At 73.3% G+C, this 23,322-nt stretch carries 23 protein-coding genes; 10 read left to right on the top strand and 13 right to left on the bottom strand.

The window, feature by feature from the left end:
• The first annotated feature begins 153 nt into the window (after positions 1–153).
• Positions 154–1,185, top strand: a complete 1,032-nt coding sequence (locus OG766_RS11125) for an ArsR/SmtB family transcription factor (protein WP_266374340.1) — start codon at positions 154–156, stop codon at positions 1,183–1,185.
• Here OG766_RS11125 and OG766_RS11120 read toward each other — a convergent pair.
• Positions 1,151–2,311: a PhoX family protein gene (locus OG766_RS11120; RefSeq protein WP_328725189.1), complete on the bottom strand. Its 1,161-nt coding sequence runs from the start codon at positions 2,309–2,311 to the stop codon at positions 1,151–1,153. The genes OG766_RS11125 and OG766_RS11120 overlap by 35 nt on opposite strands.
• Before the next feature lie 252 nt (positions 2,312–2,563).
• Between OG766_RS11120 and OG766_RS11115 the strand changes: the two genes are divergently transcribed.
• Complete coding sequence (locus tag OG766_RS11115; protein WP_266374343.1) at positions 2,564–2,968, top strand: VOC family protein; 405 nt, start codon at positions 2,564–2,566, stop codon at positions 2,966–2,968.
• 100 nt (positions 2,969–3,068) lie between these two features.
• Here OG766_RS11115 and nirD read toward each other — a convergent pair whose 3' ends face one another.
• The 3 genes from nirD to OG766_RS11100 are packed head-to-tail and all read right to left on the bottom strand — an operon-like array spanning position 3,069 to position 7,124.
• The gene (nirD, locus tag OG766_RS11110; protein ID WP_266374344.1) at positions 3,069–3,395 is read right to left on the bottom strand and encodes a nitrite reductase small subunit NirD; all 327 of its coding nucleotides are present in this window, start codon (positions 3,393–3,395) and stop codon (positions 3,069–3,071) included.
• Complete coding sequence (gene nirB / locus OG766_RS11105; protein ID WP_328725188.1) at positions 3,392–5,911, bottom strand: nitrite reductase large subunit NirB; 2,520 nt, start codon at positions 5,909–5,911, stop codon at positions 3,392–3,394. The genes nirD and nirB overlap by 4 nt, the downstream gene beginning before the upstream one ends.
• Position 5,912: 1 nt before the next feature.
• Positions 5,913–7,124, bottom strand: a complete 1,212-nt coding sequence (locus tag OG766_RS11100; protein ID WP_266374346.1) for an NAD(P)/FAD-dependent oxidoreductase — start codon at positions 7,122–7,124, stop codon at positions 5,913–5,915.
• A 194-nt stretch (positions 7,125–7,318) separates the two neighbouring features.
• On the opposite strand from OG766_RS11100, the gene OG766_RS11095 reads away from it, so the two are divergent.
• Positions 7,319–8,683 (top strand): ferredoxin reductase family protein, encoded by a 1,365-nt coding sequence (locus OG766_RS11095; RefSeq protein WP_328725187.1) that lies wholly within the window; start codon positions 7,319–7,321, stop codon positions 8,681–8,683.
• A gap of 376 nt (positions 8,684–9,059) precedes the next feature.
• On the top strand, positions 9,060–9,839 hold the full coding sequence (locus OG766_RS11090) for a sulfite exporter TauE/SafE family protein (protein ID WP_328725186.1): 780 nt from the start codon (positions 9,060–9,062) through the stop codon (positions 9,837–9,839).
• A gap of 66 nt (positions 9,840–9,905) precedes the next feature.
• Here the strand turns inward: OG766_RS11090 and OG766_RS11085 are convergent, their stop codons facing one another.
• The 4 genes from OG766_RS11085 to soxR all read right to left on the bottom strand — a co-directional run bounded on the left by OG766_RS11085 (position 9,906) and on the right by soxR (position 12,709).
• A complete protein-coding gene (locus OG766_RS11085) occupies positions 9,906–10,526 on the bottom strand; it encodes a class F sortase (protein WP_328725185.1) in 621 nt (206 codons plus the stop codon).
• Between the two features lie 142 nt (positions 10,527–10,668).
• Positions 10,669–11,181 carry a hypothetical protein gene (locus OG766_RS11080; RefSeq protein WP_266374350.1) on the bottom strand — a complete coding sequence of 171 codons (513 nt, stop codon included), beginning with the start codon at positions 11,179–11,181 and terminating at the stop codon, positions 10,669–10,671.
• 269 nt (positions 11,182–11,450) lie between these two features.
• Positions 11,451–12,233 carry an aminotransferase class IV gene (locus tag OG766_RS11075; protein ID WP_266374351.1) on the bottom strand — a complete coding sequence of 261 codons (783 nt, stop codon included), beginning with the start codon at positions 12,231–12,233 and terminating at the stop codon, positions 11,451–11,453.
• Positions 12,234–12,253: 20 nt separating this feature from the next.
• Complete coding sequence (soxR, locus tag OG766_RS11070) at positions 12,254–12,709, bottom strand: redox-sensitive transcriptional activator SoxR (RefSeq protein ID WP_266374353.1); 456 nt, start codon at positions 12,707–12,709, stop codon at positions 12,254–12,256.
• 54 nt (positions 12,710–12,763) lie between these two features.
• Here soxR and OG766_RS11065 point away from each other — a divergent pair, with 54 nt between their 5' ends.
• Complete coding sequence (locus OG766_RS11065; RefSeq protein WP_266374354.1) at positions 12,764–13,426, top strand: NADPH-dependent FMN reductase; 663 nt, start codon at positions 12,764–12,766, stop codon at positions 13,424–13,426.
• A gap of 88 nt (positions 13,427–13,514) precedes the next feature.
• Here OG766_RS11065 and OG766_RS11060 read toward each other — a convergent pair whose 3' ends face one another.
• Genes OG766_RS11060 through OG766_RS11050 form a run of 3 tightly spaced genes read right to left on the bottom strand, consistent with a single transcriptional unit; the run spans position 13,515 to position 15,564 of the window.
• Entirely contained in the window at positions 13,515–14,375 is an 861-nt protein-coding gene (locus OG766_RS11060) for a sensor histidine kinase (RefSeq protein ID WP_328727465.1), read from the bottom strand.
• Entirely contained in the window at positions 14,354–14,809 is a 456-nt protein-coding gene (locus OG766_RS11055; RefSeq protein WP_328725184.1) for a hypothetical protein, read from the bottom strand. The genes OG766_RS11060 and OG766_RS11055 overlap by 22 nt, the downstream gene beginning before the upstream one ends.
• A complete protein-coding gene (locus OG766_RS11050; protein ID WP_328725183.1) occupies positions 14,806–15,564 on the bottom strand; it encodes a hypothetical protein in 759 nt (252 codons plus the stop codon). Before OG766_RS11050 ends, OG766_RS11055 begins: the two co-directional genes overlap by 4 nt.
• 220 nt (positions 15,565–15,784) lie before the next feature.
• On the opposite strand from OG766_RS11050, the gene cutA reads away from it, so the two are divergent.
• Both cutA and OG766_RS11040 read left to right on the top strand, forming a co-directional pair.
• Complete coding sequence (gene cutA / locus OG766_RS11045) at positions 15,785–16,123, top strand: divalent-cation tolerance protein CutA (protein WP_328727464.1); 339 nt, start codon at positions 15,785–15,787, stop codon at positions 16,121–16,123.
• A gap of 80 nt (positions 16,124–16,203) precedes the next feature.
• Complete coding sequence (locus tag OG766_RS11040; RefSeq protein WP_328725182.1) at positions 16,204–16,635, top strand: gamma-glutamylcyclotransferase family protein; 432 nt, start codon at positions 16,204–16,206, stop codon at positions 16,633–16,635.
• 52 nt (positions 16,636–16,687) lie between these two features.
• Here OG766_RS11040 and OG766_RS11035 read toward each other — a convergent pair whose 3' ends face one another.
• Positions 16,688–18,808 carry a molybdopterin oxidoreductase family protein gene (locus OG766_RS11035; RefSeq protein ID WP_328725180.1) on the bottom strand — a complete coding sequence of 707 codons (2,121 nt, stop codon included), beginning with the start codon at positions 18,806–18,808 and terminating at the stop codon, positions 16,688–16,690.
• 103 nt (positions 18,809–18,911) lie between these two features.
• Entirely contained in the window at positions 18,912–19,532 is a 621-nt protein-coding gene (locus OG766_RS11030) for a SanA/YdcF family protein (protein ID WP_328727463.1), read from the bottom strand.
• Between the two features lie 422 nt (positions 19,533–19,954).
• On the opposite strand from OG766_RS11030, the gene OG766_RS11025 reads away from it, so the two are divergent.
• The 3 genes from OG766_RS11025 to OG766_RS11015 all read left to right on the top strand — a co-directional run bounded on the left by OG766_RS11025 (position 19,955) and on the right by OG766_RS11015 (position 23,161).
• Positions 19,955–20,659 carry a hypothetical protein gene (locus OG766_RS11025; RefSeq protein WP_328725179.1) on the top strand — a complete coding sequence of 235 codons (705 nt, stop codon included), beginning with the start codon at positions 19,955–19,957 and terminating at the stop codon, positions 20,657–20,659.
• A gap of 175 nt (positions 20,660–20,834) precedes the next feature.
• Positions 20,835–21,803, top strand: coding sequence for a sirohydrochlorin chelatase (locus OG766_RS11020; RefSeq protein WP_266374361.1), 969 nt, complete (start codon positions 20,835–20,837; stop codon positions 21,801–21,803).
• Positions 21,804–21,838: 35 nt separating this feature from the next.
• Entirely contained in the window at positions 21,839–23,161 is a 1,323-nt protein-coding gene (locus tag OG766_RS11015) for a deoxyguanosinetriphosphate triphosphohydrolase (RefSeq protein ID WP_266374362.1), read from the top strand.
• Positions 23,162–23,322: the final 161 nt, after the last annotated feature.

Raw genomic sequence — 23,322 nt, 5'->3', positions numbered from 1 at the left:
CCGAAGGTTTCGTGCCCGACGTCGTACAGCTTTTCGGTTCGCCCCACCCTTTCGCGATGCGTTTCAACTGTGGCCGAAACACCGTGGTAACGTGCTGTGATTGCATGCATACTCAATGACGGGGGCGATTGCGGATGCAACAGTGGGGGTTCCGTGCTGCGTATCCACTTCACCGGTGATGACCTCGCCAGGGTTCGGATGGCGGCCAGACCGGACGTTTTGTGGGAAACGATTCTGAGCTTTCATCGTTTACGGGACCGTCGTGGCGCCAACGTCTTCGGTGAATGGCGGACGCTAACCCGCGCCCGGTTGAACGGTGAAACGCGTCTGCTGGCCGCGCTCGTCCCCTCGCGCGGATATTTCCCCGACTTTCTGACCCCGCCCGAGGCGCTGGACGGTCTGGAGGAGGGCCTCGAAGCGGTGCGGGCGACCCCGGCGCGCAGACTGCGCGCCGAGCTGGCGCTGCTCGCCGGCGACCGCCCGCACAGCGTGCTGTCCGGACGGCTTGCCGGGCTCGCCGACGGCGCGGCGGAGTCGATGGACCGGCTCGTCGGGGCGCTGCGCAGCTACCATCGGGCGGCCGTGGAGCCGCACTGGCCGCACGTCCAGGCCGCCGTGGAGGCCGACCGGGCCGTCCGCGGCCGGGCGCTGCTCGACGGCGGCGCGGACGAGCTGCTCGCCTCGCTGCCGCCGATGCTGCGCTGGCGGGCCCCGGTGCTGGAGGCGGACTATCCGGTCGACCGGGAGGTGCGGCTGGAAGGACGCGGGCTGCTGCTGCAGCCGTCGTACTTCTGCCGGGGCGCCCCCGTGGTCCGCCGGGACCCGGAGCTGCCGCCCGCCCTGGTCTATCCCGTGACGCACACGGGCTCCCCGGTCACCTGCGAGCGGGACGGGCTGTCGCTCGGCCGGCTCGTCGGTCACACCCGCTCGGCGGTGCTGCAGTCCATCGGCAGCGGCTGCACGACGAGCGAACTGGCCCGCAGGGCCGGGGTGTCGCTGGCCTCGGCCAGTCAGCACGCCTGCGTGCTGCGGGAGGCCGGGCTGGTGGTCACCCTGCGCAACGGCAACGCGGTGCTGCACACGATGACGCCGCTGGGCACCGCCCTGCTCAGGGGCCGTGCCCAGCGGGATCCGGAACCGCCGGGGGTGCCTACGCCCGGAACGGCCCCGTCACCTCGTAGGTGATGCCGCCCGAGGAACTGCCGCTCGTGCCGCGCTGGCTGGAGAAGTACAGCCGCTTCCCGTCCGGCGAGAACGCCGGTCCGGTGATCTCCGAACCGGACTGGCCGCCGATCCGCAGGAACGGCGCGATGACGTCGTCCGGGGTGATGACGCAGATCTCCATGTTGCCGCCGTCCTCCGCGACGAACAGGTCGCCGGAGGACGAGCCGGTGACGTTGTCCACCCCGGTCAGCGGGGCCGAGCCGCCCGTCACCAGGGAGTCGTCGTACGCCAGCTCGTAGGTGCCGGCGGTGAGGTTGAGCTGCCACAGGCGGTTGTCGCCCTTGGTGGTGAACCAGACGGTGTCATTGGCGTAGTGGCAGCCCTCGCCGCCGTTGAACTTCTTCGCGCCGGACACCTGGCTGCGGGTCGCGGTCGGGGACCCGTCCGGGTCCGGGACGTTCGCCCAGGTGAAGGAGCCGGAGGTGGCGGTTCCGGCGACCAGGACCTGGAGCGTGCCCGACGAGAGGCTGCCCCAGGTGGTGGGGACGAAGCGGTAGAGACAGCCGTTGGTCTCGTCCTCGGTCAGATAGACGACCTTGCGGACGGGGTCGGCGGCCGCGGCCTCGTGCTTGAACCGGCCCATGGCGTCCCGGCGGACGGCCGCGTTCACCCCCCACGGGTCGGTCTCGTAGACGTAGCCGAGGCTGACCTCCTCACAGGACAGCCAGGTGTTCCACGGGGTCTTTCCGCCCGCGCAGTTGGTGCGGGTGCCCGACAGGATCCGGTACGCGCCGGTGATCGCGCCGGCCGAGGAGAACCTGACCGCGCTCGCCCCGCCCGACGGGTTGATCTCCGAGTTGGACACGTAGATCCAGCCCGTGCCGTCGGCGAAGCAGGCGCCGCCGTCCGGTGCGCTGTGCCAGGCGTAGCCGGTGGAGCCGACCTGCTGTCCGGACCGGGCGATCACCCTGCTGGTGAACCCGGCGGGCAGCTGGATGCCGTTCGCGTCGGCCGAGCCGAGCGCCCCGTACGGCCCGGGGCCGGGCTGTGCCGGTGCCGCGGAGGCGGCACCCTGCCACAGCGTGCCGCCGAAGGCGGCGGCCGAGGTGCCGATGACCGCTCCGCGCAGGAAGCTGCGTCGTTCCACTGTCACTCCATGGGGAGTCGTGACTTCCCCGCGCCGCCGGGCGGCGAGCGGGGTCGCGCGCCAACGGACCATAGAAGTGCGGAGTTGACATAGCGTCAACGCGTGGTGACCTGGAGACATCCTCTGCGGTACGGGGGGGTCGGCGGAAGATCTTCGCCCGCGGGCGATGAGTCCTGCGCGGCCCCCGGGTCTACCCCCACGACAAGCGACGCCACGGCGTACGACGACGAGCCACGAGACAAGGGAACCGCAATGACGCAGATCTTCGTGAACCTGCCGGTGAAGGACCTCGACACGTCGAAAGCCTTCTGGGAAGCGGTCGGCTACTCCTTCAACCCGCAGTTCACCGACGAGAACGCCGCCTGCCTCGTCATCAGCGACACCATCTTCGCCATGCTGCTCACCGAGCCCTACTTCAAGGGGTTCACGAAGAAGGAGATCGCCGACGCGGCCACCAGCACCGAGGTGATCACCGCGCTCAGCGCCGAGAGCCGGGAGAAGGTGGACGAGCTGGTCGACGCGGCGCTCGGCGCCGGTGCGTCGCCCGCGAACGAGGCACAGGACCACGGCTTCATGTACGTCCGCTCCTTCCAGGACCCGGACCACCACCTGTGGGAGATCATGTGGATGGACCCCAAGGCCGTCGAGGGCGAGTAGCGCGCAGCGTGCGGCGTGCGGCCCGCCGCGACCCGCCCGGACTGCCGGGCGGGCTCCGTCGAGCGGCCTCCGTCCCCCGCGAGCGGAGCGGCCCTCCCCGTCAGACGGCCTCCCGGACCGGGTACGCGCGCACCGACACCGCGTCGTCGTCCAGGCACCGGCCGGTCTCCAGGTCGAAGCGCTGTTTCAGCAGCGGAGAGGCGACGAACACCCGCCCCTCGGCCGTGCCCACCAGCCCCCGGGCCAGGACCTGGGCGCCGGTGAACGGATCGCGGTTGTCGATCGCGTACGCCCGGCCCGCGCGGTCGAGGAAGACGGCGGCCTGCCGGCCGTCGGGGAGCAGGGCGGCCATGCCGCGCCCCGGGGTCAGCCGGGACACCTCGCAGACCGGGAACCAGGTCTCCTGCAGCTGCAGTTGGAGCGTCATCGGGTGAGAGTCCCTTCCAGGGTTTCCAGGGTGGTCAGCACGGTCAGGTCCGGCTTGATCTGGTCCCGCTCGGGGACGAACCTCACGGACGGATCCGGCGCGTCGGGCGCGTTCACGAACGACACGAAGCGGCGCAGCCGGTCCGGGTCGTCCAGCGTCTGGGCCCACTCGTCGCGGTAGCCGGCCACATGCCCGGCCATCAGCGCCTCCAGCTCGTCGCACAGCCCCAGCGAGTCGTGCACCACGACGTCCCGCAGATGGTCGAGCCCGCCCTCCAGCCGCTCCAGCCACACCGAGGTGCGCTCCAGCCGGTCCGCGGTGCGGATGTAGAACATCAGGAACCGGTCGACGAGCCGGACGAGTTCGGCGTCGGAGAGGTCCTGGGCGAGCAGGTCCGCGTGCCGGGGAGTGGCCCCGCCGTTGCCGCCGACGTACAGGTTCCAGCCGTTCGCCGTGGCGATCACACCAAAGTCCTTCGACTGCGCCTCCGCGCACTCCCGCGCGCAGCCGGAGACCGCCGACTTCAGCTTGTGCGGGGCGCGCAGGCCCCGGTAGCGAAGCTCCAGGTCGATGGCCATGCGGACGCTGTCCTGGACGCCGTAGCGGCACCAGGTCTGCCCCACACAGGACTTGACCGTGCGCAGCGCCTTTCCGTACGCGTGCCCCGACTCGAAGCCCGCGTCCACGAGCCGTGTCCAGATCGCCGGGAGCTGCTCCACCCGGGCGCCGAACATGTCGATCCGCTGACCGCCGGTGATCTTCGTGTAGAGGCCGAAGTCCCGGGCCACCTCACCGATCACGATGAGCTTGTCGGGGGTGATCTCGCCGCCCGGGATGCGCGGCACGATCGAGTACGAGCCGTTGCGCTGCAGGTTGGCGAGGAAGTGGTCGTTGGTGTCCTGGAGTGCGCCCTGTTCGCCGTCGAGGATGTAGCCGCCGCCCAGGGACGCCAGGATCGAGCCGACGGCGGGCTTGCAGACCTCGCAGCCGTCGCCGCCGCGTGCGTCCTCGCGGCCGTGGGAGTCGAGCAGTTCCGCGTACGAGGTGAACCGCAGGGTGCGGACGATCTCGTACAGCTCGCTGCGCGTGTACGGGAAGCAGCCGCACAGGCCCTTGTCCGCGGCCTGCGGCAGCAGCTGGCCGATGACCTTGACGCAACTGCCGCAGCCCGTCCCCGCCTTGGTGCACTTCTTCACCTCGGGGAGCGTGGTGTGCTCGCAGATCTGCCCCTTGGTGACGTTGTGGCACGAGCAGACGACCGCGTCGTCGGGGAGCGCGGACGGGCCCAGCGCGACGGGCGCGCCGGCGCCGGCGGGCAGCACGAGCTGCTCGGGCGGTACGGGCGGTACGGAGCCGGTGAGCGGGCGGAGCATGCCGTACGTCTCGGCGTCGCCGACGAGGACGCCGCCGAGGAGGGTGCCGTCCGGGGCGACGACGAGCTTCTTGTAGATCCCGGAGCGCGAGTCGGAGTAGACGACGTCGAGGCAGTCGCCGGCCGTGCCGTGCGCGTCGCCGAAGGACGCCACGTCCACGCCGAGGAGCTTGAGCTTGGTGGACAGGTCGGCGCCGGTGAAGGAGCTCTCCGTGGCGCCCGCGAGGGCGTCCGCGACGGTCTTCGCCATCTCGTAGCCGGGCGCGACGAGCCCGTACACGCGGCCGTCCGCGGCGAGCGCGCACTCGCCGATCGCGTACACGTCCGGGTCGGACGTGCGGCACCGCTCGTCGACGACGATGCCGCCGCGCTCGCCGACCGCCAGGCCCGTGTCGCGGGCGAGCTGGTCACGGGGCCGCACGCCGGCCGAGAAGACGACCAGGTCGGTGGCGAGGGAGGAGCCGTCGGAGAGGTTCATGCCGGTGACGACGGAGTCGGCGCTGACGATCTCCTGGGTGCCGACGCCGGTGTGCACGGTCAGGCCCATGCGCTCGATGGTGCGCAGCAGCGCCGCGCCGCCGCCGTCGTCGACCTGCACGGGCATCAGCCGGGGCGCGAACTCCACGATGTGGGTGTCCAGCCCGAGGCCCTTGAGCGCGCCCGCCGCCTCCAGGCCGAGGAGTCCGCCGCCGACGACGACGCCGGTGCGGGAGGTCTTCGCGTACTCCTCGATCGCGAGGAGGTCCTCGATGGTGCGGTACACGAAACAGCCCTCGGCGTCCCGGCCGGGCACGGGCGGCACGAACGGGTACGAGCCGGTGGCCAGCACGAGCGTGTCGTACGTGAAGGTCCGCCCGGCGCGTGAGGTGACCGTGCGGGCGCCGCGGTCGATGTGCTCGGCCGGGTCGTCGAGATGGAGCTCGATGCCGTGCCGCGCCATGAAGCCGTCCTCGACGAGGGAGAGTTCGTCGGGGGTCCGGCCGGAGAAGTACGAGGTGAGCTGGACCCGGTCGTAGGCGGGGCGCGGCTCCTCGCACAGCACGACGACCCGGGCGCGAGCGGTGACGCCGCGCTCCGCGAGGGCCTCCAGGAAGTGCTGGCCGACCATCCCGTGGCCGACGAGCACGATCGTGGGGGTGGTCATCTCAGAGTCCTCCATCGGTGGTGAGCAGGTGGAGCAGCGGGGCGTCCGGAAGCGGGTCGTCGCCCTCCCAGGCCCGGGCGAGCGCGCCGACGGTGCCGAGGTCCCCGAGGAGCACGCCCCCGACGAGCCGGTCCCCTCGGACGACGACCTTCCGGTACGCGCCCCGGGTGGCGTCGGCGAGCCGCACGACGTCGTCGCCGGGCCGCGGTGAGGGCTCCCCGAAGGCGGCGACGTCGAAGGTGCCGCTGCCGGAGAGGGTGAGGCGGGTCAGTGCGCGGGTGCCGGTGTAGCGGGGAGCCTCGGGCTCACCGGTGGTCAGGAGGGCCGCCAGCACGTCGGCCTGTTCCAGGGCCGGCGTCGCCAGGCCGTAGACCGTGCCCGCGTGTTCGGCGCAGTCGCCGATGGCGTGGATGTACGGGTCCGACGTCAGCAGGGTGTCGTCGACGACGACGCCCTGACGGACCTCCAGGCCCGCGTCGGCGGCCAGGCCGGTGCGGGGGCGGACGCCGCAGGCGAGGACGACGCAGTCGGCGTCGAGGACGAAGCCGTCGGCCAGTTCGACGCCGGTGACCGTACCGTCGCGGTGGCGCAGCCCGCGGGCGTGGCACTCCGTGTGGACCTCCACGCCGAGATCCTCCAGATGGCGCCGGACCAGGCCGCCCGCCTCCGGATCGAGGTGACGGTCCATCGGGGTGGGGCCCTGATGGGCCAGGACCACGTCCGCGCCGCGTTCCGCCAAGGCACGCGACGCCGAGACACCGAGCAGTCCGCCGCCGACGACCACGGCACGGGTGCCGCGCCGGGCCAGAGCCGCGAGGGCCAGACAGTCGTCGAGGGTGCGGAACGGATGGACCCCGTCCGGCAGCCCCCCGTCGAGGCCGCGCAGCGGCGGCAGCACCGGGTTCGAGCCGGTCGCCAGCACCAGCCGGTCGTAGCCGACCGCCGAGCCGTCCGCGCAGTGCACCGTCCGCGCCTCGCGGTCGATCCGCACCGCCCGCACCCCGCGCCGTACCGTGTCCGCGCCGCCCGGCACCGGCGGCAGCGCGATCACCTCCGGCCCGTACCGGCCCGCCAGCACCTCGGCCAGCAGCACCCTGTTGTACGGGGCGTGCGACTCTTCGCCGAGCAGCGTGACGTCGCACGCCGGGCCCAGCCGGCGCGCCAGCCGCGCCCCCGCCATCCCGGCGCCGATCACCACGATCCTCGAGTCCATGTACGCAGCGTGCGGCGCGGGTGTTACCCGAGGGCATCCCGGTTGTTTCCCGTGCGGAACACTGCCCTCAGCGCGCACCGCGCCGCCGTGTGAGGCTTAACCCGTGGTCAGGGCTTGCTCAAGGCCGCCTTAAGGATCGCCGGTACGCCCCTGACCAGCCCCTTTCCCGCCGGCGGCGGCCCTAGGTTGTCGGCGTGACGATCGATGCCGCCCAGCACCGCACCCCTGCGCCGCTGCCACCACTGCCACCGCTGCGTGTCCCGCCCCGGGCCCTCAGGGACGGGATCGCGGCCGGTGCCGCCCTGGTCGTCCTGCTGTGGGCCGTACAGGTCGAGCCGTCGGCCCGGCTGGACGCGCTCTTCGCCACCGGCGCCCATCTCAGCGGGCTGCTCGCCGGGTACGGCGTCCTCGTCATGCTGCTGCTGATGGCGCGGGTGCCCGCGATCGAGCACGGCGTCGGCGCCGACCGGCTCGCCCGGCTGCACGCCCGCGGCGGACGGCACGTCATCGGACTGTGCCTCGGCCACGCCCTGCTCGCCCTGTGCGGATACGCCGCCCACGCCGGCACCGATCTGCTCACCGCCACCGCCGCACTCCTCGGCTACGGCGGGATCGCGGCCGCCACCGCGGGCACTGCCCTGCTCGTCTCCGTCGGGGCCGTGTCCGCCCGTGCCGTACGGCGCCGGATACGGCACGAGACCTGGCGGGCCGTGCATCTGCTCACCTACCTCGGCGCGGCCCTCGCCTTCGGGCACCAGCTGTCCGGCCCCGACATCGCGGGCAGCGTCCTCGCCGTGTGGGTGTGGGCGATGCTGCACACCACCGTCGCCGTACTGCTGCTCTGGTACCGGGCCGTCGTGCCCGTACGGCAGGCGCTGCGGCACGGCCTGCGCGTCGTGGAGGTGCGCCGGGAGAGCCCGGACGTCGTCTCCGTCGTGATGCGCGGCACCGGGCTCGACGAACTCCACGCGGAGGCCGGCCAGTTCTTCCGCTGGCGGTTCCTGCGCCGCCGGCTGTGGCACACGGCCCTGCCGTTCTCGCTGTCCGCGCCGGTACGTGACGACACCCTGCGGATCACGGTCAAGTCCCTCGGTGACCACACCCGCCGGATGCGCCGTCTGCGGCCCGGCACCCGGGTGCTGGCGACCGGGCCGTTCGGCGCGCTGACGGCGCACCGCCGGACCCGGCGCAAGGTGCTGCTGCTGGCGGGAGGGGTCGGGATCACCCCGATGCGGGCCCTGTTCGAGACGCTGCCCGGCGGCCCGGGGGACATCACCCTCCTCTACCGCGCGGGCAACGCCGCCCAACTGGTGCTGCGAACCGAGCTGGAGGAGATCGCCCGGGCGCGCGGCGCCGCGCTGCACTACCTGCTGGGCCCGTCCGGCGCCGCCTTCGACCCGCTGGCCCCGCAGGCGCTGCTGGGTCTCGTACCCGATCTCGTCGAGCACGACGTGTATCTGTGCGGGCCGCCCGGAATGACGGACGCGGCGACCGCGGCGCTGCTGCGGGCCGGGGTGCCGGAGAGCCGCGTCCACACCGAATGCTTCACGTTCGCGTGAGCCCCCGGCACAGCACCGAACAGCACTGAACAGCCCAGCACCGACCTGACAGCGCAGCACCGACAGTCCAGCCCAGCCCAGCCCCGCCCCGCCCCGCCCGAGTCCCGCCCGAGTCCCCAGGAGCCCGTACCCGTGGCACGCCATCGCAGACCCCGCCGCCCCGCCCCCGGAAGGCGTCACCCCGAAGGGGCCCGGCGCCGGCTCGCCGTCGCGCTCGTCGGCGCGAGCGCGCTCACCGCGACCCTGTTCACCGTGGCCGGCAAGCCGGCCGCCCCACCCGCCCCCGACCGGATACCCGTCGGCGGAACCTCAGACGTAGCTCAACTCTCACGAGATTGATGGACGGCGCACCTATCTGCTCCTTAGGGTCGCGATCATGCCTGACATATCGCTCACCACACTCGTCCTCCTCTGCTGCGCCGCCGCGGTGGCCGGCTGGATCGACGCGGTGGTCGGGGGCGGCGGGCTGCTGCTCCTGCCCGCGCTGCTCCTGGGCATGCCGCAGGTCCCGGCCGCGCAGATCCTCGGCACCAACAAGGCGGTGGCCATCGTCGGCACCACCGGCGCGGCGGTGACCTACGTCCGCAAGGCCCCGGTCCAGGTGGGGACCGCGGTACGGATCGGGCTCGCCGCGCTCGCCGGTTCCATGGGCGGGGCCTTCTTCGCGGCGGGCATCAGCAGCGAGGTGCTCCGCCCGGTGATCATGGTGGTGCTGCTGGGCGTCGCGGCGTTCGTGATGCTGCGCCCGTCCTTCGGCACCGCCGAGGACCGCGGGCCGGTGACGCGCGCCCGGATCGTCACCGCGATCGTCCTGGTCGGCGGCGGGATCGGCTTCTACGACGGCCTGTTCGGACCGGGCACCGGCACCTTCCTGGTGCTCGCCCTCACCGCCGTGCTGCATCTGGACCTGGTGACGGCCTCCGCCACCGCCAAGATCGTCAACGTCTGCACCAACGCCGGCGCCCTCGCGATGTTCGCCTACCAGGGCACCGTGCTCTGGCAGCTGGCCGCGGTGATGGCGGTGTTCAACCTGGCGGGCGGCATGTTCGGGGCGCGGATGGCGCTGCGCAAGGGCGCGGAGTTCGTCCGCGGGGTGCTGCTCGTGGTCGTGTTCTCGCTGGTGGCGAAGCTCGCGTTCGACCAGTGGTCGGCCTAGCGCCGGGCCGGGGTCAGGGCCGGGGTCAGGGCCGGGGCTGACGCGGGTGCCGGGGCGAGTGGGAGCTCAGGCCGCCGAGGGCCCGCGTACGCCGACGAGGTGCGCGTACGCCACCACGTTCCCCCGGTACCCGGTCCTGGGGTCGAAGCGGCCGCCGCAGGTGATCACGCGCAGCTCGGCCCGGCCCCTGTCGCCGTAGACCTTCCGGTCGGGGAAGGCGTCGTTCTCGTACACCTCGACCGCGTCGACCGTGAAGACCGCGGTGCGGCCGTCCTCGCGCAGGACCTCGACGCGGTTGCCCTTCTTCAGCGTGCCCAGCTTGTAGAAGACGGCGGGCCCCCGGGAGTTGTCGACATGGCCGGCGACGACGGCGGTGCCCCTGGCGCCCGGCGTGGTGCCGTCCTTGTACCAGCCGGCCAGGTTGGCGTTCCCGGCGGGCGGGACTTCGAGGCTGTTGTCGCGGTCCAGCCCGAGGCGGGTCACGGGAGCGTCCACGGCGATCCGCGGGATGCGCAGACGGACCGGCGCGGACGGCGGCAGGGGAGGGGCGGCGGCGTCCGTGTGCTGTCCGCTCGCGAAGGCCTCGGCGGCGGACGGCACGGGCGGGGTGAGGGGCTTCGAGCCGTTCTGTATCAGCCATATTCCGACACACGCGGCCATGACCATCAGCCAGCCCTTGGCCTTCATGAGCTCCTCCGGAAGTCTGCCGGGAGCCTTCCGGTCCGGGATCCGGGAGTGTTGCTCCCCGCCCCCGTCAGCCGTACGAAGCATGACGGGGGCGGGGACGGCGGTACGAGGGACGGTGGAGGCCGAGCGATACCGCTCTCCGTCAGCCCTGCGCGCCGCTCGCCCGACGGCGCAGGAGCCAGGTCCCGCCGGCGGCGGCCGCGGCCAGAACGGCCACCCCCGCCGCGATCTGGGTGGTGTCGGGGCCGACGCTGCCGCCGACACCCGACTTCACATGGCCGCTCGGTGACTGCCCGTGGGTCTGCACCACGAGGTCTCCGGTGGCCTCTTTTCCGTTGTCGCACAGCACGTCGACCGCGTAGTTCCCCGGCCCGGTGTCGTCCGGGACCGTGAACGTCCCGACCGCCACCTCCTTGCGGGCTCCGGGAGCCAGGTCGAACTCGTCCGCGCCGAGCGACTCGGCGTCCCCGGTGCCGTGGCCGCCCTTGCCGCAGGCGGTGGTGTTCACGGTGACGGTGGCGCCGGGAGCCGCGATCGAGGGTGACAGCTGCAGCGCCTCGGAGTCCTGGGCGTACGCCGAGGGTGCCGCAAGCACGCCGAGACAGACGGCCGCGAGGGACGCGGGGCCGGCCGGCAGGCGAGCGATGGTGCGCATGTCGTCCTCCGGGGCGATGAACTGCGCCGGCCGAACCGCGGGGCGCGGCGGCCGTTCCTACATCTCAGAGGTAAGAGGCAGTCCGCCGCCCACGCCTGCTGATGGGCGATCAGATTCGCTCGGACCGCACGGCGTGTCACCTTGTCCGGAGCGCGTCATCGCAGGTCACGCGGGTGCGATTGCGCCATTGGCCGGGCTGTGGAACCGGACGCGCCGAACGAGTGACGATCCCTCGCGCGGCCACCGGTGAATGTCCTCGTCAGCGCGCCTCAGATCGCGTCCCACGGCACCGTCGCGTACGCCTCCCGCACCCGCCGCATCAGCTTCTCGTCCACCGCGAACACGGTGGAGTCGATCCGGTGCACGGGCGCGAAGCCCTGCGAGTTCGTGAGGAACGCCGCCGCGTACGAGCCGAGATCCGCCAGCGTCACCTCGCGCCGCACCGAGGACAGCAGCGGTTCCAGCAGCGCCATCGTGATGCCGCACAGCGCGGGCGCGTCCGGCCAGACGACGGAAGTGCCGTCCCAGAACGCGACGTTGGTGATGCTCCCTTCCGAGATCACCCCGTTCGGGCCGGTCAGCAGCGCGTCGTCGAAGCCGGCGCGGACGGCGGCGCGGCCGTAGTACGGCTGGCCGATGCCGCCCGCGTGCTTGAGGTGCGCGAGCGGCCGCTGGAACGGTACGGACATCAGGCTCCGCGGCTGCTCCGGCATGGTCTGCGGCTCGCGTACGGTCACCACCTGCGTCGGTTCCGCGGCCTCGGGCACCCAGTACACGGCGATCCGCACCGACGCGTCGCGCCGGCCGGCCATGCCGAGGGCCCGGCGTACGAGCGCACGGACGTGGTCCCCGTCCAGCGGCGCGTCGAACATCTCGCGCGTCGAGGCGTCCAGCCTCTCCAGGTGCAGCGCGAGCCCACGGGCGCGGCCGTCGCGCACCTGCATCGCGGTGAAGTGCCCGTAGCCGCTCTGCAGCACCGGGATCAGCTCCGGATCGAGCTCGGTCGCCGGCCTGCCGTCGATCTCGATGTACACGTTCGGCCCAGTCGTCATCCGCCCAGCCTAGGACGTGCTCAGTCCTCGATCAGGCGGCGCGGACCCGGCCCGTGCGAGGACAGCTCGTCCCCCGGATTGGACAGCACGCACCGGTCCAGCGAGAGACAGCCGCAGCCGATGCAGTCCGTGAGATGGTCCCGCAGCCGCTGGAGCGTACGGATCCGCTTGTCCAGGTCCTCCCGCCAGCACTCCGAGATGCGCGCCCAGTCCTCCCGGGTGGGCGTACGGTCCTCCGGCAGCAGCCCGAGCACGTCACGGATCGTGGCGAGCGGGATGCCGAGCCGCTGCGAGGTCCGGATGAAGGCGACCCTCCGCAGGGTGTCCCGGCTGTACCGCCGCTGGTTGCCGGCCGTGCGGCGGCTCGTGATCAGCCCCTCGCTCTCGTAGAAGCGCAGCGCGGAGGGGGCGACACCGCTGCGTTCTGCCAGCTCACCGACGGTGGCTTCCTTGGCGTCCCAGGCGAGATGCGTCATCCGCCCAGCGTAGCGGTTGACCTCAACCATGGTTTAAGTATCAGGCTGCTCGGTATGGACCTCACCACGCACAAGACCGCCGACACGCACGAGTCCGCGCCCTCGTACGGATCCGGCGGATCCGGCAGCGCGCCCGCGCCGGATCCGCTGAAGCTCGCCGTCGTCATCGGCAGCGACCGCGAGGGCCGCTTCGCACCGGTCGTGGCCGACTGGTTCCTCGCCCGGGCGACCGTCCGCGAGGACTTCAGCGTCGACGTCGTCGACGTCGCCGAGGTGGACCTGCCCACCTCGCTCTCCTACCGCCCCGCCGCCCCCGTCCGCGCCGAACTCGCCAAGGTCTCCCCGAGGCTCGCCGACGCGGAGGCGTTCGTCGTCCTCACTCCCGAGTACAACCACTCCTTCCCTGCCTCCCTGAAGAACCTCATCGACTGGCACTACGGCGAATGGCAGGCCAAGCCCGTCGGCTTCATCTCCTACGGCGGCATCTCCGGCGGACTGCGCGCGGTCGAACAACTGCGCCAGGTCTTCGCCGAGTTGCACGCCGTCACCGTGCGCGACACCGTCGCCTTCCCGAACGCCGGCGGCCAGTTCGACTCCGACGGACAGCACAAGGACCCGGCCGCGCCCGAGGCCGCCGTCAAGACGATGCTCGACCAGCTCGCCTGGTGGGGCACCGCGCTGCGGGACGCCAGGTCCCGGCGCCCCTACGCGGGCTGACGGCGGGACGGGCCCGGCCGGGACATCGGGCCGGGCCCGGTGGGGCCACTCGCCGCACGACGACGCTCGCGCGGCACGTGGTGCGCCCCTACGGCCTCTCGTCGTGGGCGCCCGGCAGGACGACGGTGGCCATCGCGCCGCCTTCGTCCGCGTTGCGGAGCACGATCTGCGCGCCGATCACCCGGGCCTGGCCGAGCGCGATGGTGAGCCCGAGCCCGGTGCCCTGGCCGCGCTCCGCCGCTCCCGTGACGAAGCGCTGCGGACCGTCCCGCAGCACATGCTCCGGGAAGCCGGGGCCGTGGTCGCGGACCGTCAGCGAGGTCCCCGTGACCGTCACCTCCACCACCTCCACCGGATCGCCGCCGTGCCGGCGGGCGTTGGCCAGGAGGTTGACGAGAACGCGCTCCAGTCGGCGGGCGTCGGTGCGTACGAGCTCTCCCGGCGCGTTGTCGCCCGTGCCGTCGTCGACGCCGTCGTGGATGCCCTCGGCCCGCGGCCGTGTGGCGCCCGCCGCGAACCCGGCGCGTCGCAGGATGCCGTCGGTCAGCAGCCCCAGCGGATGGACGTCGAGATCGGGACGCTCGGCCTTCGCGTCGAGCCGGGCGACCTCCAGGAGGTCCTCGGTGAGACGGCACAGGGCCGCCACCCGGTCCCGTACCAGCTCGGTCGGCCGTCCCTCCGGCAGCAGCCCGGCCGCCGTGTGCAGGCCCGTCAGCGGAGTGCGCAGCTCGTGCGCCACGTCGGCGGTGAACCGCTGCTCCGCCTCGATGCGCTGCTGGAGCGAGGCGGCCATGGTGTTCACGGCCGACGCCAGCTCGGCCACCTCGCCCCCGGAGGCGCGCGGCGAGGACGGCATGGCGATCCGGGCGTCCAGCTCGCCCCGGCTGATCCGGCGGGCGGTCGCCGCCGCCGTACGCAGGTCCCGGCTCAGCCGGCTCGCGAGCCCCACCCCGCCGAGCGCGGCCAGGCCCACGACGACGGCGCCCGACGCCACCAGCTCCCGGTCGAGCGCGGCCACCTCGTCGCGTTCGGCGTCCAGCGGTTCGCGTACGGAGAGGACGTGCGAGCCGACCGGCCGGGCGGCCCACACCACGGGACGCCGCTCGTCGAGGTCGAGATACGTGTTGCGCCTGCCGACGGCGCGGAGGCGCGCAGAGCGGCCGGCAGCCGTGGAGAGTCGAGGGCCGCGCCGTTGTCGGCCGGGTCGACCCGGCCGGTGAGCTCGTAGAGCTGGCGTACCCGCACCAGTTGCGCGACGGCGCCCGCACGGGCCGAGGACGACAACTGCTCCATCCGGGCGTGATGGATCAGCAGCCCGATGGTGACGGCGACGAGGGCGCAGCCGCTCGCCAGCAGCACGGCGATCTTCCAGCGCAGGCTCACGGGCCCTTCTCCGCCGGGCCCTTCTCCGCCCGGCTCTTCTCCGCCGGGCTCTCCTGCGTGGACGGCGATCCGGGCGGCGACAAGTCCGGGGAGGAGCGAGGGGAGCGGGGGCAGGGCCGGTAGCGCTTCTCGTCGCTGATCGTCGACATCCGGGTGCCGTCCCAGGTGTAACGGACGGCCTGCTCGGCTCCGTCGCTCGCCGCGGCCCGTACCACCAGATCGCTGCCGACCGCCTCCACCGCGAGCCGCCGGCCGCCCGTGAACAGGACCTGCACCACCTTGCCGCGCTCCGCGGTGTACACGCTCACGACGGTTCGTCCGCTCTCCACGTCCGCCGCGACGATCAGCTCGGGTGCCCCGTCCCCGGTCAGATCGCGGTACACGGGCGGCCGCACTCCCGCCCTGCCCGGCAGGTCGATCCGGGCCCGCCCGCACTGCGCCTTCATCCGGGAGTCCGCGCACACGATCGCGTCCGGCTTCATCGCGGCCAGCCCGCCGCGCACCGGCACGGCGGGCAGCCCGGCCAGCGGCGTGGGCGGAGCCTGTTCCTGCGCCGCCTCCCCGGCACCGGCGTCGCCCGGCGGCGTACCGGCCCGCGCCCAGGCGGGCCAGAGCCCCTCGGGGTGCGGCTGTACCGCGACGGGCGGAGCGGGCTCGCCGGAGCCCAGCCCGGAGGGGGTACCGCAGCCGACGAGTGCGGCGGCGGCCAGGGCGGTCGCGAGGAGCGCGTAGGCGAAGAGTGAACGCTGGATCATGGGCCCGGTGAGTGGTAGACGTACCGCCGTAGCGGCCTGGGCAACCGACTCGTGCGACGTTAGGAAGGGACCGTCACAGCCACCGGGAGGTTGTGTAACAGTCGGGCGTACGGCGGGGGTGACCGGTGGGTAGGGGGCTTTGGTCCCGCCCTTTGGTCCCGTCCTGCGGCCCGGCCGCATCGATGTGCCGTTCGTCGTCTTCTCCGCCGCCGTCCGAGGAGTGTTCGTGACCCTGGCCGCCCTGACCGTACTGACCACCACCGACAGCGCCGCGAAGGCCGAGGAGCTGGCGCGCGGCGCGGTGGAGGCGCGACTGGCCGCGTGCGCGCAGATCTCCGCGCCCGTCGTCTCCGTCTACCACTGGCAGAACGCCATCGAGACGAGCGAGGAGTGGCAGATCCTGTTCAAGACCACCGAGGCCTGTTACGAGGCGCTGGAGGCGCATCTGCTGGCCCACCACGACTACGACACCCCGGAGATCATCGCGACGCCGGTGGTGCGGGGCAGCGCGGCGTACCTGGAGTGGATCGCGGCGCAGACGACGGCGACGGCGCAGTGACGGACGGAGCGACGGGCCACGTGACGGGCGGAGCGACAGGCAGAGCGACAGGCGAAGCGACAGACGCAGTGAGAGACGCAGTGAGAGACGGACGCGGGCACCGCGAGGCGCTGCCCTTCTTCGTCTACGGCACGCTCCGCCCGGGCGAGCACAACCACGACCTCTTCCTGCGCGGTCGCACCACGGCGGAGGAGCCCGCGCGGCTGCGCGGGGCGCTGCTGTACGACGGGCCGGGCTATCCGTACGCCGTCGACGGCGACGGCGTCGTCACCGGCGAACTCGTCACGGCCGCGCCGGGCCACCACGGCGAGCTGACAGCGGTGCTCGACCACCTGGAGGAGTACTTCGGCCCCGGCGACCCGCGCAATCTGTACGTACGGGTCGAGCGCGACGTCGACACGGCATCGGGCGCCGTCACGGCGTGGGTGTACGTGGCGGCCGAACACGTGGCGCGCGAACTGAGGGAGAAGGGGGCGCCGATCCCGGGAGGCGACTGGTCGGCGACGCGCTGAGCTCCCTCCACCCGTCCCGCCGGCCCCGCCGGTCCTGCCGGTCCCGCCCGGTTCACGCGGACGCGCGCTCCAGGCGCACCGCGCACACCTTGAACTCCGGCATCCGCGACACCGGGTCGAGCGCCGGGTTCGTCAGCGTGTTGGCGCGGCCCTCGCCCGGCCAGTGGAAGGGCATGAACACCGTGTCCGGGCGGATCGTCTCCGTCACCCGTGCCGGCGCCACCGCCCGCCCGCGCCGCGAGACCACCGCGACCGGCTCGCCGTCCACCACCCCGACCCGCGCGGCGAGCCGCGGGTGCATCTCGACGAAGGGCCCCGGGGCCGCCGCGTTCAGTTCGGCCACCCGGCGGGTCTGCGCCCCGGACTGGTACTGGGCCACGACCCGGCCGGTCGTCAGCACCACGGGGTACTCCGCGTCGGTCTCCTCCCCGGCCTCCCGGTGCACGACGGGCACGAACCGCGCCCGCCCGTCCGGTGTCGCGAACCCGTCCAGGAACAGCCGCGGGGTCCCGGGGTGGGCGTCCCCGGCGGGCTCCGCCGCCTCCGGGCATGGCCAGAAGACGCCCTGTTCCTCCTCCAGCCGCCGGTAGCTGATGCCCGCGTAGTCCGCGGGCCCGCCCGACGAGGCCCGCCGCAGCTCCCCGAACACCTCCTCCGGGTCCGTCGGGAAGCCCTTCTCGTGCCCCAGCAGTCCGGCCAGCGCGTGCAGGACCTCCAGGTCGCTCCGTATCCCCTCCGGTGGCGTGATCGCGCGCCGGCGCAGCAGCACCCGGCCCTCCAGGTTCGTCGTCGTCCCCGTCTCCTCCGCCCACTGCGTCACGGGGAACACGACATCCGCCAGCTCCGCCGTCTCCGACAGCACCACGTCCGCGACGACGAGGAAGTCCAGCGCCCGCAGCCGCTCCTCCACATGCGCGGCGCGCGGCGCGGACACCACCGGGTTGGAGCCCATCAGCAGCAGCGCCCGCACATCGCGGCCGAGCGCGTCGAGCAGCTCGTACGCGCTGCGCCCCGGGCCGGGCAGCGATGCGGGGTCCACGCCCCACACGCGCGCCACGTGTTCTCGTGCCGCGGGGTCGTCGAGCTTGCGGTAGCCGGGCAACTGGTCGGCCTTCTGGCCGTGTTCGCGGCCGCCCTGCCCGTTGCCCTGCCCGGTGAGACAGCCGTAGCCGGAGAGCGGACGGCCCGCGTTGCCGGTCGCGAGGGCGAGATTGATCCAGGCGCCGACCGTGTCCGTGCCCTTCGACTGCTGCTCGGGTCCGCGCGCCGTGAGCACCATCGCGGCGGGTGCGTCGCAGAACAGGTCCACGGCGGCGCGCAGTTCCGGCACGCCGACGCCCGTGATCCGCTCGACCAGTTCGGGCCAGTGCGCCATCGCCGCCGCCCTGGCCTCCTCCCACCCGGTCGTACGCGCCCGGATGAACTCCTCGTCCGTACGGCCCTGCGCCACCACCAGATGCAGCAGCCCGAGCGCGAGCGCGAGATCGGTGCCGGGACGCGGCGCGAGATGCAGATCGGCCTGCTCGGCGGTCTTCGTGCGGCGCGGATCGACGACGATGAGCGTGCCGCCGTTCTCCCTCAGCTCCGTGAGGTGGCGCAGCGCCGGCGGCATCGTCTCGGCGAGGTTCGAGCCGACGAGGACCACACAGCCCGTGCGGGGAACGTCCTCCAGCGGGAACGGCAGCCCCCGGTCCAGCCCGAACGCCCTGGTGTGCGCGGCGGCCGCCGACGACATGCAGAAGCGGCCGTTGTAGTCGATCTGCGAGGTGCCGAGCACGACCCGGGCGAACTTCCCCAGCGCGTACGCCTTCTCGTTCGTCAGCCCGCCGCCGCCGAACACCCCGATCGCGTCCGCCCCGTGCAGCGCACGGGCGCGCCGCAGTCCGTCGGCCGTGACGCGCAGGGCCTCCTCCCAGGTGGCCGGTTCGAGCCTGCCTGTGGCGGGGCGTCGGACCAGGGGCCCGGTCAGCCGTACCCGGGAGGAGAGCACTTCGGGTGCCGTACGTCCCTTGCCGCACAGTGCTCCCCGGTTGACCGGGAAGTCCTCGCGCTCCACGATCTCGACGGTCCCCGCACCGGACGCGCGCAGGTTCATGCCGCACTGCAGGGAGCAGTAGGGACAGTGCGTCGGGACGAGTGCGGGGGTGCGAGCGGCGGCCGGTGCTGGGGACATGGCACCCAGCGTGCGTCGTCCGTGTTACGCGGGCGGGCCCGTCGCATTACACCCTCGGTACGCCGCCCTCCCCGCACCCGGAGTCGCGCCGTGAGCGACCGGCTCAGGGCCGGGCGGTGTCGCCCGCCAGCGCCTCCGTGACACCCGGCTCCTCGGGGCCGAGGAAATGCGGGTCGGGTTCGAGCACGACGTCCAGCGCCGCCTTGCCCGCCGCGAACAGTTCCCGCGTACCGCCGTAGTACCAGACCGAGTCGTGCGGCTCGGCGACGCCGACACCGTACGACTCGATCCCCGCGGCGTCGCACAGCGCGATCGCCCGCTTGATGTGGAAGCCCTGGGTGACCAGCACCGCCCGGTCGACACCGAAGATCTTCTTGGCGCGGACGCAGGAGTCCCAGGTGTCGAAGCCGGCGTAGTCGCTGACGATCCGCCCGTCCGGTACGCCGCGCTCGGTGAGATACACGCGCATCGCGTCCGGCTCGTCGTACTCGACCCGGCTGTTGTCGCCGGTGACGAGGACGACCTTGACCTTCCCGGTCCGGTACAGCTCGGCGGCCGCGTCCAGCCGGTGCGCCAGATACGGGGTCGGCCGGCCCTTCCACAGACCGGCGCCGAACACGACGGCGACGTCACGTGCCGGGACGTCGGCGGTGGTGCGGATGCGGCTGTCCGCGACCGCGTGCATCCAGGTCGCCGGCGCGAGCGCCAGCACGCACCCGAGCATCACCGCCTGCACGGTGCGCCGCTGTGCGCGCCGGCTCCTCGGCAGGAGCTTGCGCGGGCGTATGCGCGGGATGAACCCGCGAAGGACGAGCCCGCGCGGGGCGCGTCTGCGCGGGACGAGCCCGCGCAGTGTGCGCATGTGCGGTGCGAGCTTGGTGAGCGCGAGCTTGCGCATGGATCGACCCCCCAGGTCCCTCGGCACCTCGTCCGACGCTGCCGGGGGCCCGATGGTTCACCCCGTCGTGCGGATGTGATCAGGAAGACCCTCCGAGGCGTCACCTCTTCGAGGGCGGTACGCCGGCGCGGAGCAGGTCAAGGACCGGTCAAGGAGCCGGTCACGGAGCCGGGCGCGGGCACGTGACGAGCCGTCTCGGCCACCGGAACGGCCCGCCGGTGCCCGGACGGTCCGGCATGATCTCCCTCATGATCACTGTTTCTGCCCGGAACAACGCCGAGTGGTGCGACGTCATGTGCCGTGCGCACGGGAGGCCGGGAGTGTTCGGGGAGCGGGCGTGGACCAGCGAGCGGCGGACCCCGCCGCTGTATCCGGACGCCGTGACGCTCACGCCCGACGCCACCGCGGGTGAGGTGCTGGACCGGATCGACCGCACGACCCCCGGCTGTACGGTCAAGGACAGCTTCGGGCGGCTGGACCTCTCGGCGGCCGGCTTCGACGTGCTCTTCGAGGCACGCTGGATCCACCGCCCTGCCGTCCTCGCCGCACCCGTCACGCCGGCGGGCGTGACCTGGCGGCCGGTGCGGACGGCACGGCACCTGGCCGCGTGGGCGGCGGCCTGGTCCGCCGGTGACGACGACCTGACCGGACTCTTCCGTCCCGAACTGCTCGCCGCCCGCGCCGCCACCGTGCTGGCGGGCACCACGGACGGCGGCACCCGTACCGTCGCCGGAGCGGTCGTGAGCCGCGGCGGCGGCGCCGTCGTGGGCATCTCCAACCTCTTCGCCGTGGACGACGACCTCGACGCCGCCTGGGCCGGCTGCCTCGCCGCCGTCGCCCGCTTCTGGCCGGGCATCCCGGTCGTCGGATACGAACACGGCGACGCCCTCGCCGCGGCGGCCCAGCAGGGCTGTGTGCCGGGACAGGCGCTGCGGGTGTGGCTGGCGAGCTGACTCCGCCGAAACGGCGCACCACCCACGGGCGCCCGGTGCCGCGCGGGTGGGACGCCGGGCGTGCGGGCCGCGTGCCGAAGGGCTGACAATCGCGCACGCGCGCTCGTGAGGTGGAGGAAAACACCCGTCACTCCCACGCAACGGCATGGCAACCTGCGGCCGCCAGTATCGGTTCATGACGGAGTCGGCAGCACACCCTCGCGAGTCACTGACCCCGAACACGATGCCCCTCGACAGCACCGCGGAACTGCTCACCCGCATCACCGCGCAGCTCGGGGCACAGCTCAGTCACGTCCAGCTCAACGGAGTGCGCAGGCCCATGAGTTCACCCATCCTCGCCACCGCCGTGTCCGCCGTGTCCGCCGTGTCCGCCGCGTCGGCCGGCTCGTCCACGGCCGGGACCGGCGGCCCGTCACTCGTCGCCGTCGCCCACGGCAGTCGCGACCCGCGTGCCCTGCACACCGTCACCAGGCTGCTCGACCGGGTCCGTGAGCTGCGCCCCGGGCTCGACGTCCGGCTGGGGCACATCGAGCTCGACGAACCGCTGCTGCCCGACACCCTCGCCGGGCTGGGCGACCGCGAGGCCGTCGTCGTACCCCTGCTGCTCGGCCGCGGCCACCACGTGAAGCGGGACATCCCGGACGCCGTCGCCGCCGCGTCACGGCTGCGGGCCAGGATCGCCCCGCCGCTCGGCCCGCATCCGCTGCTCGTCGAGGCGCTGTACGCCCGGCTCACCGACGCCGGCTGGCGCAGCGCCGACACCGCCGGCCGGGGTGCCGCGGTGGTGCTCGCCGCGGCCGGTTCGCGGGACCTCGAGTCGGCCGCCGACGCCCGCCACACCGCCGCGATGCTCAGCGAGCGCCTCGGCGGGGTGCCCGTCCTCCCGGCCTACGCCTCCGCCGTCTCGCCCACCGTTCCCGAGGCGCTGCGCGCCCTGGCGGCGCGCGGCCGGCACCGTATAGCCGTCGCCTCGTACTTCACCGCCCCCGGCCGGTTCGCCACGGCGTCCAGGAGCGCGGCGCCGTGGATCGCCGCCGCCCCGCTCGGCTCCCACCCCGCGCTCGCCCGGCTCGTCCTGCAGCGCTACGACGAGGCACGGACCGCGCCGTACGCGGCCGACCCGCGTCAACTGGTCACCGCCTGAGTCACGCTGTCGGCGACTGCGGTTACCGTCGGGGCATGGAAGGCACCACGGACACCGGAACCGGCAGCGATCCCCACGACCCCTGCGACTACGACGACGCGGCCACCGCGCGCTGGGCCCCCGAGCCCGACAAGCGCCCCGGCCGCACGGCCTTCCAGCGCGACCGCGCCCGAGTGCTGCACTCCGGGGCGCTGCGCCGGCTCGCCGGCAAGACCCAGGTGGTGACGCCCGGCTCGCGCAGCGCGGCCTGGGACCCCAGTCCCCGTACGCGGCTGACGCACTCCCTGGAGTGCGCCCAGGTCGGCCGGGAGCTGGGGGACGCCCTCGGCTGCGACCCCGATCTCGTGGAGGCCGCCTGCCTCGCCCACGATCTGGGCCATCCGCCCTTCGGGCACAACGGCGAGCAGGCGCTCAACGAGGTCGCCGAGGACTGCGGCGGCTTCGAGGGCAACGCCCAGTCGCTGCGGCTGCTCACCCGGATCGAGCCGAAGCGGTTCGTCGACTCCGACGTGCGCGGTGAGCCGGTCAGCGTCGGTCTGAACCTCACCCGCGCGGCGCTCGACGCCGCGACCAAGTACCCGTGGGCCCGCGGCGGCCACCCCACCGACCCCGGCACGCCGAAGTTCGGTGTGTACGAGGACGACCTGCCGGTCTTCGCCTGGGTCAGGGAAGGTGCCCCGGCGCACCGCAAATGCTTCGAGGCGCAGGTCATGGACTGGTCCGACGACGTCGCGTACTCGGTCCACGACTTCGAGGACGGTCTGCACGCCGGCCACATCGACCCGAACGCCCTGCTCTCCGAGGCCGAGCGGAACGAGATCTGGGCGGTCGCCATCGGCCGCTACGTCCCCAAGGAGACCGATCCGCAGTCGCTCGCGGACGCCCTCGACCGCCTCGTCGACCAGGAGTGGTGGCCGCACGGCTACGACGGTTCGGCCGTCGCCCAGGCCCGGCTCAAGGACGCGACCAGCCAGCTCATCGGCCGGTTCTGCCTGGCCGCCGAGGCCGCCACCCGGCAGGCGTACGGCGGCGGCCGGCTCACCCGGTACGCCGCCGAGCTGGTCGTCCCGGAGGAGGCCCACCTCGAGTGCGCCGTCCTCAAGGCGATCGCCGACCGCTATGTGATGCAGCGCGCGGAGCAGGAGGCGCTCCGCGCCGACCAGCGGATCGTCGTCGCCGAGCTGGCCGAGGCGCTGGTCGCGCGGGCGCCGGAGGGCCTGGACCCGCAGTTCCGCGCCATGTTCGACAGCGCTCCGGACGACCGCGCCCGCAAGCGTGTGATCGTCGACCAGATCGCCTCCCTCACCGACGCCTCGGCCCGCACGCTGCACACCCGGCTGACCGAGCCCCGCCGATGACCGCGTGCCGTAGGTGACCACCCGCCGCGAATGACCGTGCGTCTCCGTCACCATGCGCCTCCGTGACCATGCGTCTCCGTGACCATGCGTCGTCGGTGATCGTGTGCCGCGGCCGGCAGCCCGCTGCCGATGGCCGTCCGCCGCCGGTGACAGCCCGTGGC

The sequence above is a fragment of the Streptomyces sp. NBC_00259 genome (assembly GCF_036181745.1).
Lineage (GTDB): Bacteria > Actinomycetota > Actinomycetes > Streptomycetales > Streptomycetaceae > Streptomyces > Streptomyces pratisoli.
Note: the sequence above shows the minus strand (reverse complement) of the source record. Positions and strands in the feature narration are given on the sequence as shown.